Origin of the sequence: Xenorhabdus sp. KJ12.1 (assembly GCF_963876495.1) — a bacterium.
Lineage (GTDB): Bacteria > Pseudomonadota > Gammaproteobacteria > Enterobacterales > Enterobacteriaceae > Xenorhabdus > Xenorhabdus stockiae.
Genome location: NZ_CAWNQH010000116.1, coordinates 71,650 through 87,788 on the forward strand (window position 1 = coordinate 71,650; position 16,139 = coordinate 87,788).

Annotated in this window: 11 protein-coding genes; all 11 read left to right on the top strand. The window is 45.4% G+C overall.

Translation table 11 applies throughout. The features are described from left to right. On the top strand, window positions 1-430 hold a 430-nt coding region (locus AACS92_RS19285), incomplete at its 5' end, for an EF-Tu C-terminal domain-related protein (protein ID WP_339373562.1). Window positions 431-802: 372 nt separating this feature from the next. Beyond that, complete coding sequence (secE, locus tag AACS92_RS19290; protein WP_099109246.1) at window positions 803-1,186, top strand: preprotein translocase subunit SecE; 384 nt, start codon at window positions 803-805, stop codon at window positions 1,184-1,186. Between the two features lie 2 nt (window positions 1,187-1,188). Then, the gene (gene nusG, locus AACS92_RS19295; protein ID WP_099109247.1) at window positions 1,189-1,734 is read left to right on the top strand and encodes a transcription termination/antitermination protein NusG; all 546 of its coding nucleotides are present in this window, start codon (window positions 1,189-1,191) and stop codon (window positions 1,732-1,734) included. 226 nt (window positions 1,735-1,960) lie between these two features. Beyond that, on the top strand, window positions 1,961-2,389 hold the full coding sequence (gene rplK / locus AACS92_RS19300; RefSeq protein WP_038237931.1) for a 50S ribosomal protein L11: 429 nt from the start codon (window positions 1,961-1,963) through the stop codon (window positions 2,387-2,389). 3 nt (window positions 2,390-2,392) lie between these two features. Next, window positions 2,393-3,097, top strand: a complete 705-nt coding sequence (gene rplA, locus AACS92_RS19305; protein WP_099109248.1) for a 50S ribosomal protein L1 — start codon at window positions 2,393-2,395, stop codon at window positions 3,095-3,097. A 354-nt stretch (window positions 3,098-3,451) separates the two neighbouring features. After that, window positions 3,452-3,949 carry a 50S ribosomal protein L10 gene (rplJ, locus tag AACS92_RS19310; RefSeq protein ID WP_099109249.1) on the top strand — a complete coding sequence of 166 codons (498 nt, stop codon included), beginning with the start codon at window positions 3,452-3,454 and terminating at the stop codon, window positions 3,947-3,949. A gap of 63 nt (window positions 3,950-4,012) precedes the next feature. Next, window positions 4,013-4,378, top strand: coding sequence for a 50S ribosomal protein L7/L12 (gene rplL / locus AACS92_RS19315; RefSeq protein ID WP_045972989.1), 366 nt, complete (start codon window positions 4,013-4,015; stop codon window positions 4,376-4,378). Window positions 4,379-4,793: 415 nt separating this feature from the next. Further along, window positions 4,794-8,822 carry a DNA-directed RNA polymerase subunit beta gene (gene rpoB / locus AACS92_RS19320; protein WP_099109250.1) on the top strand — a complete coding sequence of 1,343 codons (4,029 nt, stop codon included), beginning with the start codon at window positions 4,794-4,796 and terminating at the stop codon, window positions 8,820-8,822. A gap of 148 nt (window positions 8,823-8,970) precedes the next feature. Continuing rightward, window positions 8,971-13,194: a DNA-directed RNA polymerase subunit beta' gene (gene rpoC, locus AACS92_RS19325; protein ID WP_099109251.1), complete on the top strand. Its 4,224-nt coding sequence runs from the start codon at window positions 8,971-8,973 to the stop codon at window positions 13,192-13,194. Window positions 13,195-13,284: 90 nt separating this feature from the next. Then, complete coding sequence (locus AACS92_RS19330) at window positions 13,285-14,580, top strand: polysaccharide deacetylase family protein (protein WP_099109252.1); 1,296 nt, start codon at window positions 13,285-13,287, stop codon at window positions 14,578-14,580. Window positions 14,581-14,761: 181 nt separating this feature from the next. Continuing rightward, window positions 14,762-16,138 carry a glycosyltransferase gene (locus tag AACS92_RS19335; protein WP_099109253.1) on the top strand — a complete coding sequence of 459 codons (1,377 nt, stop codon included), beginning with the start codon at window positions 14,762-14,764 and terminating at the stop codon, window positions 16,136-16,138. Window position 16,139: the final 1 nt, after the last annotated feature.

Here is a 16,139-nt window from a genome sequence, read left to right on the forward strand (position 1 = left end):
GAAAACAACTTGTACTGGCGTTGAAATGTTCCGCAAACTGCTGGACGAAGGCCGTGCGGGTGAGAACGTTGGTGTTCTGCTGCGTGGTACTAAGCGTGACGAAATCGAACGTGGTCAGGTACTGGCTAAACCAGGTTCAATCAAGCCACACACTACTTTCGAATCTGAAGTGTATATCCTGAGCAAAGATGAAGGTGGCCGTCATACTCCATTCTTCAAAGGTTACCGTCCACAGTTCTACTTCCGTACAACTGACGTAACCGGTACTATCGAACTGCCAGAAGGCGTTGAGATGGTAATGCCAGGTGACAACATCAATATGATCGTTACTCTGATTGCTCCAATCGCAATGGACGAAGGTCTGCGTTTCGCAATCCGTGAAGGCGGCCGTACTGTAGGTGCTGGTGTTGTTGCTAAAGTGATCGCATAATTTTTTTAATGTGTTCATTTTGGAAGGGCATCGATAGATGCCCTTTTTATACGTTGTCTTAAGAAGAACCTATCTCATCAATAGTTGTCGATGGGTACATCAAATAACTGTACTGAATTATTGGTGAGATAGGCTCTGATACAACGGATAGGCTTTGGTATCCACCTGTTTTCAGACAAGCAGCTTTAAGAGAACTCTTCTTAATAAGTTCGTTTTCGGGCAAACGGATACAAAAAGTCCTGCTGAATTATGACGCCGAGTCAGATACAATTACAATTATTTTTGGGTTCGGTCTGATTTGTTTTGCTCTTGCGAGGCAAGCTGGCTATCTATTTACATCATAGTTACTTACATATAGTTACAGGTTGGTTTATGAGTGCGAATAGCAATGCTCAAGAAAGCGGGCGTGGTCTTGATATAGCAAAATGGCTATTGGTAGCAGTGCTGCTGGTGGTTGCTATTGTGGGTAATTACTATTACCGGGAGTATAACCTGCCCCTGCGCGCGATAGCCGTTGTTGCTATTGTTGCCCTTGCAGGAGCAGTTGCATTGTTGACTGCGAAAGGTAAAGCTGCATTAGCATTTGCCCGCGAATCTCGCGTCGAAATGCGTAAAGTCATTTGGCCAACTCGCCAGGAAGCCCTGCATACAACACTGATTGTTGCAGCAGTAACGGCTGTCATGTCGCTGATTTTGTGGGGGCTTGATGGTATTCTGGTGCGTTTAGTTTCATTTATTACAGGCCTGAGGTTTTAAGAATGTCTGAATCCCCAAAAAAGCGTTGGTATGTCATACAGGCATTTTCTGGGTTTGAAGGTCGCGTAGCCCAATCTCTGCGTGAACATATCAAATTACACGATATGGAAGACTCTTTCGGTGAAGTTATGGTGCCGACAGAAGAAGTTGTTGAGATCCGCAGTGGCCAGCGTCGTAAAAGCGAGCGTAAATTCTTCCCGGGCTATGTCTTGGTACAAATGGTAATGAACGATGCAACATGGCATCTGGTTCGCAGTGTACCTCGCGTAATGGGTTTTATTGGCGGTACATCTGACCGTCCTGCACCAATCAGTGATAAAGAAGTCGATGCGATTATGAATCGTCTTCAGCAGGTTGGTGATAAACCACGTCCAAAAACTTTGTTCGAACCAGGCGAAATGGTCCGCGTCAGCGATGGTCCATTTGCAGACTTCAATGGTGTTGTAGAAGAAGTCGATTACGAGAAGAGCCGCCTGAAAGTTTCGGTTTCTATCTTTGGTCGTGCTACGCCAGTTGAGCTGGATTTCAGTCAAGTCGAGAAAGCTTGATTTGATGCTTAATTGAGCTATTTTGCTTGCAAAGGGTGTGAAATTAGCATACAATTTCGCGCCTTTTGTTTTTGTTCGGGGGCTATTTTAGTTTATCCGAATAGGCAATAAGTCTGATGACAGACATAATTTTTGTGGTTTTGCCTGATTTAGTTATTAGGCGGGGCCTGAAACGTTAGGGGAGCCTCTTTCCAGAGGCGATAATACCCATATAGAGGAAATATAGATGGCTAAGAAAGTACAAGCCTACGTTAAGCTGCAAGTTGCAGCGGGTATGGCTAACCCAAGCCCACCAGTTGGTCCAGCACTGGGTCAGCAGGGTGTTAACATCATGGAATTCTGTAAAGCGTTCAATGCTAAAACTGAAAGCATTGAAAAAGGCCTGCCAATTCCAGTTGTTATTACTGTTTATGCAGACCGTTCTTTCACTTTCGTTACCAAAACCCCACCAGCGGCCGTTCTGCTGAAAAAAGCAGCTGGCGTTAAATCTGGTTCCGGCAAACCGAACAAAGACAAAGTTGGTAAAGTAACCAGCGCTCAGATTCGTGAAATTGCTGAAACTAAAGCTGCGGATATGACTGGTGCTGACGTTGACGCGATGATGCGTTCAATCGAAGGTACTGCTCGTTCCATGGGCCTGGTAGTGGAGGGTTAATCAATGGCTAAACTGACTAAGCGCATGCGCACTATTCGTGAAAAAGTTGATGCAACTAAGCAATACGACATCAACGAAGCCGTTGCTCTGCTGAAAGAACTGGCTACTGCTAAGTTCGTAGAAAGCGTTGACGTAGCTGTTAATCTTGGCATCGATGCTCGTAAATCTGACCAGAACGTTCGTGGCGCAACTGTACTGCCACACGGTACCGGTCGTTCAGTACGTGTTGCTGTATTTACCCAGGGTGCAAACGCTGAAGCGGCTAAAGCTGCTGGCGCAGAACTGGTAGGTATGGAAGATCTGGCTGAACAGATTAAGAAAGGCGAGATGGACTTCGACGTAGTTATCGCATCTCCAGATGCAATGCGCGTTGTTGGCCAGCTGGGTCAAATCCTGGGCCCACGTGGTCTGATGCCAAACCCGAAAGTTGGTACTGTAACTCCTAACGTTGCTGAAGCTGTACAGAACGCTAAAGCTGGTCAGGTTCGTTACCGTAATGACAAGAACGGTATCATCCACACTACCATCGGTAAAGTTGACTTTGACGCTGACAAACTGAAAGAAAACCTGGAAGCTCTGCTGGTTGCGCTGAAAAAAGCGAAGCCATCTTCAGCTAAAGGCGTTTACGTTAAGAAAGTTAGCCTGTCCACTACCATGGGCGCAGGTGTTGCGATTGACCAGTCTGGTCTGAACACCGTAACAGCTTAATAATTTAGGCTGAAAGCGAATAACGCTTTACCTCAGCGTCAGATTTGTCTAAAATCTGACGCTTCGAATTTGACTGAACAGATTTATAACAATTTATAATAATTGGTACATAAAATTTGTTCAGGGCAAATCACAGTTTTCGGTTGGAGCTTGGCCTAATCCAAGCCCCGTCCAAGACCGCAGGCGTAAGTACGTAGATAAATTACTTACTTAATATCCTGCGTAGACGGTGACAGAGCCAAATGAAATTTAATTTCTGGATTCTGCTCACCGTGTTTCAGCGCTCAGGCATATTTCATGTTCTGAGTGAAGTGAGTCCCGGGTTTGCCCGGTTAATCCAGGAGCAAGAAGCTAATGGCACTAAATCTTCAAGACAAACAAGCGATTGTTGCTGAAGTCAGCGAAGTAGCCAAAGGCGCGCTGTCTGCGGTTGTTGCGGATTCTCGCGGCGTTACTGTAGATAAAATGACTGAACTGCGTAAAGCAGGTCGCGAAGCTGGCGTTTACATGCGTGTTGTTCGTAACACTCTGATGCGTCGTGCTGTTGAAGGTACTGAGTATGAGTGCCTGAAAGAAGCGTTTGTTGGTCCAACCTTGATTGCTTTTTCTAACGAACATCCGGGCGCAGCTGCTCGTCTGTTCAAAGATTTCGCGAAAGCGAACCCAGCATTCGAGATTAAAGCAGCAGCCTTTGAAGGTGAGTTTATCCCAGGTTCGGACATCGATCGTCTGGCTACACTCCCAACTTACGAAGAAGCAATCGCACGCCTGATGTCAACCATGAAAGAAGCCGCTGCAGGCAAACTGGTTCGCACTCTGGCTGCGCTACGCGATCAGAAAGAAGCTGCTTAATTGCTTATTTCCTTCGTTGCTTTTTAACGTATAAATTATTTCTGAATTTTAGGAACACTTGTTATGTCTATCACTAAAGAACAAATTCTGGACGCAGTTGCAGAAATGTCTGTAATGGACGTTGTTGAACTGATCAGCATGATGGAAGAAAAATTCGGCGTTTCTGCTGCTGCAGCTGTTGCTGTAGTTGGTGGTGCTGCTGAAGCAGTTGAAGAAAAAACTGAATTCGACGTAATCCTGACTGGCGCTGGCGCTAACAAAGTTGCTGTAATCAAAGCAGTACGTGGCGCAACTGGCCTGGGTCTGAAAGAAGCTAAAGACCTGGTTGAAAGCGCACCAGCAGCACTGAAAGAAGGCATCAGCAAAGACGACGCTGAAGCTCTGAAAAAATCTCTGGAAGAAGCAGGTGCTTCTGTTGAGATCAAGTAAGATCAGTTTGAAGTTCGCAGCCTGATTTTCAAGGCTGGCGGCTGGCGATTTTTTAATCGCCAGCCTTTTTGCGCTGTAAGGCAGCTTGTCGTTTTGTAAGGACTTTGTTTTACAAGGATTACTTTACAAAAAGATTGCCTTACAGAGCACATGCAGGGTGTTAGTAGCATTTCACACTGTTTGGCTACTCATCAACCCAAAATACTCCTTCCTATTGACGACTTAATATACTGTGTTCTCAGCTACGATCCACTCGGGTAGCTCGGTAGTAAGGTAACGCAATGAAATGATTTAAGAGTAATAGCAATGAGTATTACGGAAAATATTCTATTTTCTGTTCGAAAAAATAGTGTTGCAGAGTGCTGTCCTTAAGGGCGGACAGAGTGGGTCACTTATCAGCGAGCTGAGGAACCCTATGGTTTACTCCTATACCGAGAAAAAACGTATTCGTAAGGATTTTGGTAAACGTCCACAAGTTTTGGATGTACCATACCTTCTTTCTATCCAACTTGACTCGTTCCAGAAGTTTATCGAGCAAGATCCTGAAGGCCAGAATGGACTGGAAGCGGCCTTCCGTTCTGTGTTCCCAATTCAGAGCTACAGCGGCAGTTCTGAACTGCAATATGTAAGCTACCGTCTTGGCGAACCTGTTTTTGATGTTCAAGAGTGTCAGATCCGTGGCGTGACTTATTCCGCTCCACTGCGCGTTAAACTGCGTCTGGTGATTTATGAGCGTGAAGCGCCTGAAGGCACAGTAAAAGACATCAAAGAACAAGAAGTCTACATGGGTGAAATTCCACTCATGACTGATAACGGTACTTTCGTTATCAACGGTACTGAGCGCGTAATCGTATCTCAGTTACATCGTAGCCCAGGCGTTTTCTTTGACAGCGATAAGGGTAAAACCCATTCATCCGGTAAGGTACTGTATAATGCACGTATCATTCCTTACCGTGGTTCATGGCTGGATTTCGAATTCGATCCTAAAGATAACCTGTTTGTGCGTATCGACCGCCGTCGTAAATTACCGGCTTCGATTATTCTGCGCGCGATGGATTACACGAGCGAAGACATTCTGAATCTGTTCTTCGACAAGACCACGTTCGAAATTCGCGACAACAAATTGCAGATGACTCTGGTACCAGAACGTCTGCGTGGTGAGACAGCTTCATTTGATATTGAAGCGAACGGCAAACTTTATGTTGAAAAAGGCCGTCGTATCACTGCACGTCATATCCGCCAGTTAGAAAAAGATCAGGTAGACCGCATTGAGGTGCCTGTTGAATATATCGCGGGTAAAGTTGTTGCAAGAGATTACATCGATCAGAATACGGGTGAAATCATCTGTGCTGCTAACATGGAACTCTCTTTGGATCTGTTGGCACGTTTGAGCCAATCTGGTCATAAAACCATTGAGACCCTGTTCACCAACGACTTGGACCACGGTGCATACATCTCCGAGACTCTGCGTATTGATCCAACCAACGACCGCCTGAGCGCATTGGTTGAAATCTACCGCATGATGCGTCCGGGTGAACCACCAACACGTGAAGCAGCAGAAAACCTGTTTGAGAACTTGTTCTTCTCTGAAGATCGTTATGATCTGTCTGCTGTTGGCCGTATGAAGTTCAACCGTTCACTGGATCGTGAAGAGATTGAAGGTTCCGGTATCCTGAGCAAAGCTGACATCATTGATGTCATGAAGAAGCTTATCGATATCCGTAACGGTAAAGGCGAAGTGGATGATATCGACCACTTGGGCAACCGTCGTATCCGCTCCGTTGGTGAAATGGCTGAAAACCAGTTCCGTGTAGGTCTGGTACGTGTAGAGCGTGCGGTGAAAGAGCGTCTGTCTCTGGGCGATCTGGATACCCTGATGCCTCAGGATATGATCAACGCTAAGCCAATTTCAGCAGCAGTGAAAGAGTTCTTTGGTTCCAGCCAGCTGTCTCAGTTTATGGACCAGAACAACCCACTGTCTGAAATCACTCATAAACGTCGTATTTCTGCTTTGGGCCCGGGCGGTCTGACCCGTGAACGTGCAGGCTTTGAAGTTCGAGACGTACACCCGACTCACTATGGTCGTGTATGTCCAATCGAAACGCCTGAAGGTCCAAACATCGGTCTGATTAACTCCCTGTCCGTTTATGCTCGTACCAACGAATATGGTTTCCTTGAAACCCCTTATCGTTTAGTACGTGATGGCGTGGTAACAGATGAGATTCATTACCTGTCAGCGATTGAAGAAGGTAACTACGTTATTGCGCAGGCTAACTCCGCACTGGACGAAGAAGGCCACTTCATCGAAGAACTGGTAACTTGCCGTCATTATGACGAATCCAGCTTGTTCAGCCGTGATCAGGTTCAGTACATGGACGTTTCGACACAACAGATCGTGTCCGTAGGTGCTTCCCTGATCCCATTCCTTGAACACGATGACGCCAACCGTGCATTGATGGGTGCGAACATGCAACGTCAGGCGGTTCCAACTCTGCGTGCAGACAAGCCGCTGGTCGGAACAGGTATGGAGCGTGCGGTAGCAGTTGACTCTGGTGTAACCTCCGTTGCTAAACGTGGCGGTGTGGTTCAGTACGTTGACGCATCCCGTATCGTGATTAAGGTTAATGAAGATGAAATGTACGCTGGTGAAGCGGGCATTGATATCTATAACCTGACCAAGTACACCCGTTCTAACCAGAATACCTGTATCAACCAGATGCCATGTGTATCTCTGGGCGAAATGGTAGAACGTGGTGACGTTCTGGCTGATGGTCCATCCACCGATTTGGGTGAGCTGGCACTGGGTCAGAACATGCGCGTGGCGTTCATGCCATGGAATGGTTATAACTTCGAGGACTCCATCCTCGTATCTGAACGTGTTGTTCAGGAAGACCGTTTCACTACTATTCATATTCAGGAACTGGCTTGTGTATCCCGTGATACTAAACTGGGGCCTGAAGAGATCACTGCTGACATCCCTAACGTAGGTGAAGCAGCGCTGTCTAAACTGGACGAATCCGGTATCGTTTATATCGGTGCGGAAGTGAAAGGTGGCGACATTCTGGTCGGTAAAGTGACACCTAAAGGTGAAACTCAGTTAACGCCAGAAGAAAAACTGTTGCGTGCGATCTTTGGTGAAAAAGCGTCTGACGTTAAAGATTCATCACTGCGTGTACCAAACGGTGTTTCCGGTACTGTTATCGATGTACAGGTCTTTACCCGTGATGGCGTAGAAAAAGACAAGCGTGCTCTGGAAATCGAAGAAATGCAGTTGCGTCAGGCGAAGAAAGACCTGACTGAAGAACTGCGTATTTTCGAAGCTGGTCTGTTTGCCCGTATTCGTACCGCACTGGTTGCCGGTGGAATTGAAGCGGAAAAATTAGACAAGCTGCCACGTGAGCGCTGGTTAGAACTGGGTCTGGCTGATGAAGATAAACAGAATCAGTTGGAACAGTTGGCAGAACAGTATGACGAACTGAAAGCTGAGTTCGAGAAAAAACTGGATGCTAAACGCCGTAAGATCACTCAGGGTGATGATTTAGCACCTGGCGTACTGAAAATCGTTAAGGTTTATCTGGCAGTGAAACGTCAGATCCAGCCTGGTGATAAGATGGCAGGTCGTCACGGTAACAAGGGTGTAATCTCTAAGATCAACCCAATCGAAGACATGCCTTACGATGAAAACGGTACTCCTGTTGACATCGTACTGAACCCGCTGGGCGTACCATCACGTATGAACATCGGTCAGATTCTGGAAACTCACCTGGGTATGGCGGCGAAGGGCATTGGTGACAAGATCAATGCAATGCTGAAACAGCAGCAGGAAGTTGCCAAACTGCGTGAATTTATCCAGAAAGCTTATGATCTGGGTGATGACACCCGTCAGAAAGTTGATTTGAATACTTTCACTGACGACGAAGTCATGCGTCTGGCTGAGAACCTGAAAAAAGGTATGCCAATCGCAACGCCAGTCTTCGACGGTGCGAAAGAGACTGAAATCAAAGAGCTGTTGCAACTGGGTGGCCTGCCGACTTCCGGTCAGATCACACTGTTTGACGGCCGTACTGGTGAGCAATTCGAGCGTCAGGTAACCGTTGGTTACATGTACATGCTGAAATTGAACCACTTGGTTGATGACAAGATGCACGCCCGTTCTACCGGTTCTTACAGCTTGGTTACTCAGCAGCCGCTGGGTGGTAAAGCACAGTTCGGTGGTCAGCGTTTCGGGGAGATGGAAGTGTGGGCACTGGAAGCATACGGTGCTGCCTATACTCTGCAAGAAATGCTTACCGTTAAGTCTGATGACGTTAACGGTCGTACCAAGATGTATAAAAACATCGTGGACGGTAACCACCAGATGGAACCAGGTATGCCGGAGTCTTTCAACGTATTGCTGAAAGAAATCCGTTCCTTGGGTATCAACATCGAGCTGGAAGACGAATAATAAATCATCGTTTTCCGCTGGCACTGCCCGCCTTATGTTGAAATAACATAGGATCGGGCAGTCTGCCAGCCAGTGGTTACACTGGTTACAAGGGGGGAGTGGCATGGGCCACTCACCTAACAGGTCTAACTCCGACAGGAGCCATTTCGTGAAAGACTTATTGAAGTTTCTGAAAGCGCAAACCAAGACCGAAGAGTTTGATGCGATCAAAATTGCTCTGGCCTCTCCAGATATGATCCGTTCGTGGTCATTCGGGGAAGTAAAAAAGCCGGAAACCATTAACTACCGTACGTTCAAACCTGAGCGTGACGGTCTTTTCTGTGCGCGTATTTTCGGGCCGGTAAAAGATTACGAATGCTTGTGTGGTAAATACAAGCGCTTAAAACACCGTGGTGTGATTTGTGAGAAGTGTGGTGTTGAAGTCACTCAGACTAAAGTTCGCCGTGAACGTATGGGTCACATTGAACTGGCATCTCCGACTGCTCACATCTGGTTCCTGAAATCACTGCCATCCCGTATCGGCTTGCTGCTGGATATGCCACTGCGCGACATCGAACGCGTACTGTACTTCGAATCCTATGTGGTTGTAGAAGGCGGCATGACCAGTCTTGAGCGCAGTCAGATCCTGACTGAGGAGCAGTATCTGGATGCACTGGAAGAGTTCGGTGATGAGTTCGACGCAAAAATGGGTGCAGAAGCGATCCAATCTTTGTTGAAAAACATCGATCTGGAAAACGAATGTGAAACTCTGCGTGAAGAGCTGAACGAAACTAACTCTGAAACCAAGCGTAAGAAACTGACCAAGCGCATCAAGCTGCTGGAAGCTTTCATTCAGTCTGGTAACAAACCAGAGTGGATGGTTCTGACTGTTCTGCCAGTTCTGCCACCGGATCTGCGTCCATTGGTTCCTCTGGATGGCGGCCGTTTCGCAACGTCTGACCTGAACGATCTGTATCGTCGCGTTATCAACCGTAACAACCGTCTGAAACGCCTGCTGGATCTGGCTGCGCCAGACATCATCGTACGTAACGAAAAACGTATGTTGCAGGAAGCGGTTGATGCATTGCTGGATAACGGTCGTCGTGGTCGCGCAATCACAGGTTCCAACAAACGTCCTCTGAAATCCCTGGCTGACATGATCAAGGGTAAACAGGGTCGTTTCCGTCAGAACCTGTTGGGTAAACGTGTTGACTACTCAGGCCGTTCTGTAATTACCGTAGGTCCATACCTGCGCCTGCATCAGTGTGGTCTTCCTAAGAAGATGGCACTGGAGCTGTTTAAACCATTTATCTACGGCAAGCTGGAACTGCGTGGTCTGGCGACTACCATCAAAGCAGCTAAGAAAATGGTTGAGCGCGAAGAAGCGGTTGTATGGGATATCCTTGATGAGGTTATCCGTGAGCATCCGGTTCTGCTGAACCGTGCACCAACCCTTCACCGTCTGGGTATTCAGGCATTTGAACCGGTTCTGATCGAAGGTAAAGCTATTCAGTTGCACCCATTGGTGTGTGCGGCTTATAACGCCGACTTCGATGGTGACCAGATGGCTGTTCACGTACCGTTGACACTGGAAGCCCAGTTGGAAGCGCGTGCGCTGATGATGTCTACCAACAACATCCTGTCTCCGGCGAGCGGTGAACCAATCATCGTTCCATCTCAGGACGTTGTACTGGGTCTGTACTACATGACCCGTGACTGTGTTAACGCGAAAGGCGAAGGCATGGTTCTGACCGGTCCTAAAGAAGCAGAACGCGTATACCGCGCAGGTCTGGCTTCTCTGCATGCCCGTGTCAAAGTTCGTATCACTGAAGAAGTGAGAGATGGCGAAGGCAACGTTACGGTTAATACAGGTCTGGTTGATACCACTATCGGTCGTGCCATCCTGTGGATGATTGTACCGCGTGGTCTGCCATATTCACTGATTAACCAGCCACTGGGTAAAAAAGCAATCTCTAAGATGCTGAATACCTGTTACCGTGTGCTGGGCCTGAAACCAACCGTTATCTTAGCTGACCAGACCATGTATACCGGTTTTGCTTACGCTGCCCGTTCAGGGGTATCCGTAGGTATTGACGACATGGTTATTCCTGAGAAGAAAGAAGGCATCATCGCGGAAGCAGAAGCTGAAGTTGCTGAAATTCAGGAACAGTTCCAGTCAGGTCTGGTAACTGCGGGCGAACGCTATAACAAAGTTATCGATATCTGGGCGGCGGCAAACGAACGTGTTGCTAAAGCGATGATGGAAAACCTCTCTTCTGAAACTGTGATTAACAGCAAGGGCGAAGAAGAACAACAGGTTTCCTTCAACAACATCTTTATGATGGCCGACTCCGGTGCTCGTGGTTCTGCTGCTCAGATTCGTCAGTTGGCGGGTATGCGTGGTCTGATGGCAACGCCAGATGGCTCCATCATCGAAACCCCAATCACCGCGAACTTCCGTGAAGGTCTGAACGTACTTCAGTACTTCATCTCAACCCACGGTGCTCGTAAAGGTCTTGCGGATACCGCACTGAAAACTGCGAACTCCGGTTATCTGACCCGTCGTCTGGTTGACGTTGCTCAGGATCTGGTTGTTACTGAAGATGACTGTGGTACTCATAATGGCATCATGATGACTCCGGTTATCGAAGGTGGTGACGTTAAAGAACCTCTGCGTGAGCGTGTACTGGGTCGTGTGACTGCGGAAGACGTTCTGAAACCGGGTTCTGCGGACATTCTGGTTCCACGTAACACTCTGCTGAACGAAAAATGGTGTGATCTGTTAGAAGAAAACTCCGTTGACAGCGTGAAAGTACGTTCTGTAGTTAGTTGTGAAACTGACTTCGGTGTCTGTGCGAACTGTTACGGACGTGACCTTGCTCGTGGTCATATCATCAACAAAGGTGAAGCAGTTGGTGTTATCGCGGCACAGTCAATCGGTGAGCCGGGTACACAGCTGACGATGCGTACGTTCCACATCGGTGGTGCGGCATCTCGTGCGGCAGCAGAATCCAGCATTCAGGTACGTAACAAAGGTCAATTGAAACTGACCAACGCGAAATTCGTTACCAACTCAGCGGGCAAACTGGTTATTACTTCCCGTAATACCGAATTGCGCCTGATTGACGATTTCGGTCGTACTAAAGAAAGCTATAAAGTGCCTTACGGCTCCGTATTGTCAAAAGGTGATGGCGAGAAAGTTGCCGGCGGTGAAACCGTTGCTAACTGGGATCCACACACCATGCCAGTCGTGAGTGAAGTGTCCGGTATCATCCAGTTCTCTGACATGGTAGATGGCCAGACCATTACCCGTCAGACAGACGAACTGACCGGCCTTTCATCACTGGTGGTTCTGGACAGTGCAGAGCGTACCGGTAGCGGTAAAGACCTGCGTCCGGCATTGAAAATCGTTGATGCTCAGGGTAACGACGTTCTGATCCCAGGTACAGATATGCCTGCTCAGTACTTCCTACCGGGTAAAGCGATTGTTCAGCTGGAAGATGGCATATCTATCTCTGCGGGTGACACGCTGGCGCGTATTCCTCAGGAATCTGGCGGTACTAAAGATATCACCGGTGGTCTGCCACGCGTTGCAGACCTGTTCGAAGCACGTCGTCCGAAAGAGCCTGCTATCCTGGCAGAAATCAGCGGTATCGTTTCCTTCGGTAAAGAAACCAAAGGTAAACGCCGTCTGGTAATCAGCCCACTGGATGGTAGTGATGCTTACGAAGAGATGATCCCTAAATGGCGTCAGCTCAACGTATTCGAAGGTGAGGTTGTTGAACGTGGTGACGTGATCTCCGATGGCCCAGAATCTCCACACGACATTCTGCGTCTGCGTGGCGTTCATGCCGTTGCTCGTTACATCACTAACGAAGTTCAGGAAGTTTACCGTCTGCAAGGCGTTAAGATTAACGATAAACACATTGAAGTTATCGTTCGTCAGATGCTGCGTAAAGTGACCATTGCAAGCGCGGGAAGCTCTGAATTCCTTGAAGGCGAGCAGGTTGAATACGCACGCGTTAAAGTTGCTAACCGTAAACTGGATCAAGATGGCAAAGTCCCTGCGACCTTCCACCGTGATTTGTTGGGTATTACCAAAGCATCACTGGCAACAGAATCCTTCATCTCTGCGGCGTCGTTCCAGGAAACAACCCGCGTACTGACTGAAGCAGCGGTTGCTGGTAAACGTGATGAATTGCGTGGCCTGAAAGAGAACGTCATTGTGGGTCGTCTGATCCCTGCGGGTACAGGTTATGCTTACCATCAGGATCGTATGCGTCGTCGTCACCAGAACGAAGTGGTTGAAGCACCACAAGTGACTGTTGACGAAGCCACTGCAAACCTTGCTGAATTGTTGAACGCAGGTTTCGGTAGTAGCTCCAACGAGTAATACCATGATGAGTAGGATACATCATTCGTATCACTAATCATAAAATGCCCTCTCTGGTAGAGGGCATTTTTATTTTGGATGGAAAACAGAATGAGACAAATCGTTAATGTTGCTGCCATGATTTTCTTGCTGTCATTCTTCTTTTTCTCTAATCAGGTCGCAGCGTATCAGCCTGATGGGGAAAGCTATCGTTATATGGAGGTAATCAGAGACAGCGAAATTTATGCCTTGATCGGAGAACATGTGATTCAGGTTGGCATCTTCAGGAAAGGGCAGAGCCTGAAAGTAGCTCAGGATGAAGGAGAAGACAGTGATTATTACGTATTTAGGTTTGGTAATGGGAAAGGTTACATTGCTAAAAACCATTTAAAAGAAATAAAAAAAGCCTCATTTCCCCGTGATCCTTTCCCCATCTTCAATAATAAAATCACTCAGGGTTTAGCTACCTTTCAGTCAACGAAGGTTTACAGCACGCTGAAAGCCGATAGTAAGCCAATTGCAGTACTGGCAGCAGATCTCCGTTATCCAATTCAGGATAAGGTACAGGATATTAAGCATAATATCTGGTATGAAATTAATCTGGGAGGACGTCTGGGTTATATTCGTGCTCAGGATGCTGAACAGGATAATGGCATACCCGTGCTGACATACCATCATATCCTTGAGGAGAAAGAGAATAAGCGTTTTCTGCACACATCAACAACCACATCTTTGAACGCCTTCAGTAATCAAATGGATTACTTAAAACAGGCTGGTTATACCACGATTTCACTCTATGAGCTGGAAGGGTACTTGAAAGGAGTAGTTAACCTGCCGGCGAAAGTCGTTGCTTTGACTTTTGATGATGGATTGAAGTCAGTGTATCGGTATGCTTACCCAATACTGAAAAAAAATGAACAAAAGGCGACACTTTTTATCATTTCATCCCGAATCAAACGCCATCCTCAGAAATGGAATCCCAATAACCTACAATTTTTGAGTCTTAATGAATTGTTATCTATGCAGGATGTTTTTGATTTTCAATCCCATACTCATTTCTTGCATCGATTAGGTAAAAATAAGAAGCCCATATTATTCAAGCGTTCATACCGGAATATTCTGTATGATTTCGAACGTTCTCGCCGGGCATTATCACAATTTAACCCCCATGTAATTTATCTTTCCTACCCTTTTGGCGGCTATAATATGTCAGCGATGAAAGCGGCTAGAAATGCAGGTTTTCATTTGGCGGTTACAACTGTGCAGGGAAAAGTTAAATTGGGAGATAATCCTTTTTCCTTGAGACGGTTATATATATTGCGGACAGATTCCATTGAAAAAATGGCGAAAATGATAGCCAATAAACCAAGAGATATTCCTTTTTCTAAGATAAATAGTAAAAAATGATATATTTAGAACGATTATTAAAATAAGTATATAGAACTCACTGTATTAATGGATTTTTATTAGAAATATCACAGTTCGCTATTTTTGATCATGTTTTCATGAAATAATACCCTGTCAGTTTAACTTCAAAATATTATATATTATTGTTTCCATTTAATTATTAAATTATGTGGAGGTGAAAGTGAATATTGACGGTTCTTGTAATGTATTGATAATCTCCTTTGATGGTGTTCCGATGTCCGGAATTGTTGTTGAATCAATTAAACTTGCAGGTTTTTTGAAAAACAGTAAGAAAAGAATTTTCATGGATTTAGGTTATGATATAAAAATTGATAAAGGAAATTTTAATAAGGAATATAAAGATGAGTGCTCATTATTTGGTGAGTTATTAGAATTGGTTAGAGTTGTAAATATTTTTTATCTTCCTGATTATAATATTAATTTTCTTACTGATGTTTTTGATGTCATGATAAGAAATAATAAAGTGATTGAAGATGGTGAATTAAGAAACTTAAAAGAAAGGGTCGAAAAAGTTTCTGATGCGCTTTCGGATTCAATTCTGGAATTCTGGCTGGAAAATCGTATTGGTTATCTCATTGTAGAAAATGGAACTATTCCAGAAAATATTGTTTATACCAAAGCCTTGTATAAAGCTATCGATAAATATGGGCAACAATTTGATCTTGATAAATTTGTTTTTTGGCGTGATCATGATTTGATGTGGAATAGTGAGACATCCGCTGAGAAATATGGCGCACCACCTTACGAATTTGCAATAAAACCTGTTGACTCACCGTATATAAAATACTTTACTTTAAACCAGACTTCAAAATCACATTTATTAGAATGGTGTGGATATGATTTAGATATCAATGTCCTACCTAATAGTTATGACTTTGAACGCCTGACTTCTAGGAAAAATATCAGGCATCGATTTGGTATCAGTAAAAATGATGTGGTTATATCAAGAATCACCAGGATTATTCCACAGAAGAGATTGGACAGAGATATTATCCTGATCAAAGAGCTTAACAGACTATTCAGTCAGGATGATATAAAAATATATTTACTTGTGGCGGGTAATATCAATGAAGATGTATGTCATTATCATCAGTTAAGAGATATGGTGAAAAATTATGATGTAGAAGATTATGTTATCTTTGTCGGTAGCTTATGCCATGATTTTTACCATAATACATCCGAGTTTACAGTTGAGGATCTGATACATTCAGCAGATTTAATATCATTCTTGACTTCATATGATTATGATAGCTACGGGAACCCTATCGGGGAAGCAATCTGTCAAAGTAAATGTTATATCACGACCAGCTATGAATATTATGATGAGGTGTATGGTAATAAGGGTTTCCTTTCTCCAGTGATGAATATCAGCAAAGAAAATGATGGAGTGCCGGATAAAGAGTTTATTAATGAAGTTTATGCATTTCTCAAAGATCCAGTAAATATGAAAAGATATGCGGAGCATAATTACAAATTAGGAAGGGAGTTATTGTCTCATCGTATTCTGGATGACATTTTCTTTTCAGATAAAAGGTGAA

What these genes read in the sequence shown, in the direction of transcription:
- secE (WP_099109246.1), top strand. Translation starts at nt 803, where the DNA reads ATGAGTGCGAATAGCAATGCTCAAGAAAGCGGGCGTGGTCTTGATATA.
- nusG (WP_099109247.1), top strand. Translation starts at nt 1,189, where the DNA reads ATGTCTGAATCCCCAAAAAAGCGTTGGTATGTCATACAGGCATTTTCT.
- rplK (WP_038237931.1), top strand. Translation starts at nt 1,961, where the DNA reads ATGGCTAAGAAAGTACAAGCCTACGTTAAGCTGCAAGTTGCAGCGGGT.
- rplA (WP_099109248.1), top strand. Translation starts at nt 2,393, where the DNA reads ATGGCTAAACTGACTAAGCGCATGCGCACTATTCGTGAAAAAGTTGAT.
- rplJ (WP_099109249.1), top strand. Translation starts at nt 3,452, where the DNA reads ATGGCACTAAATCTTCAAGACAAACAAGCGATTGTTGCTGAAGTCAGC.
- rplL (WP_045972989.1), top strand. Translation starts at nt 4,013, where the DNA reads ATGTCTATCACTAAAGAACAAATTCTGGACGCAGTTGCAGAAATGTCT.
- rpoB (WP_099109250.1), top strand. Translation starts at nt 4,794, where the DNA reads ATGGTTTACTCCTATACCGAGAAAAAACGTATTCGTAAGGATTTTGGT.
- AACS92_RS19330 (WP_099109252.1), top strand. Translation starts at nt 13,285, where the DNA reads ATGAGACAAATCGTTAATGTTGCTGCCATGATTTTCTTGCTGTCATTC.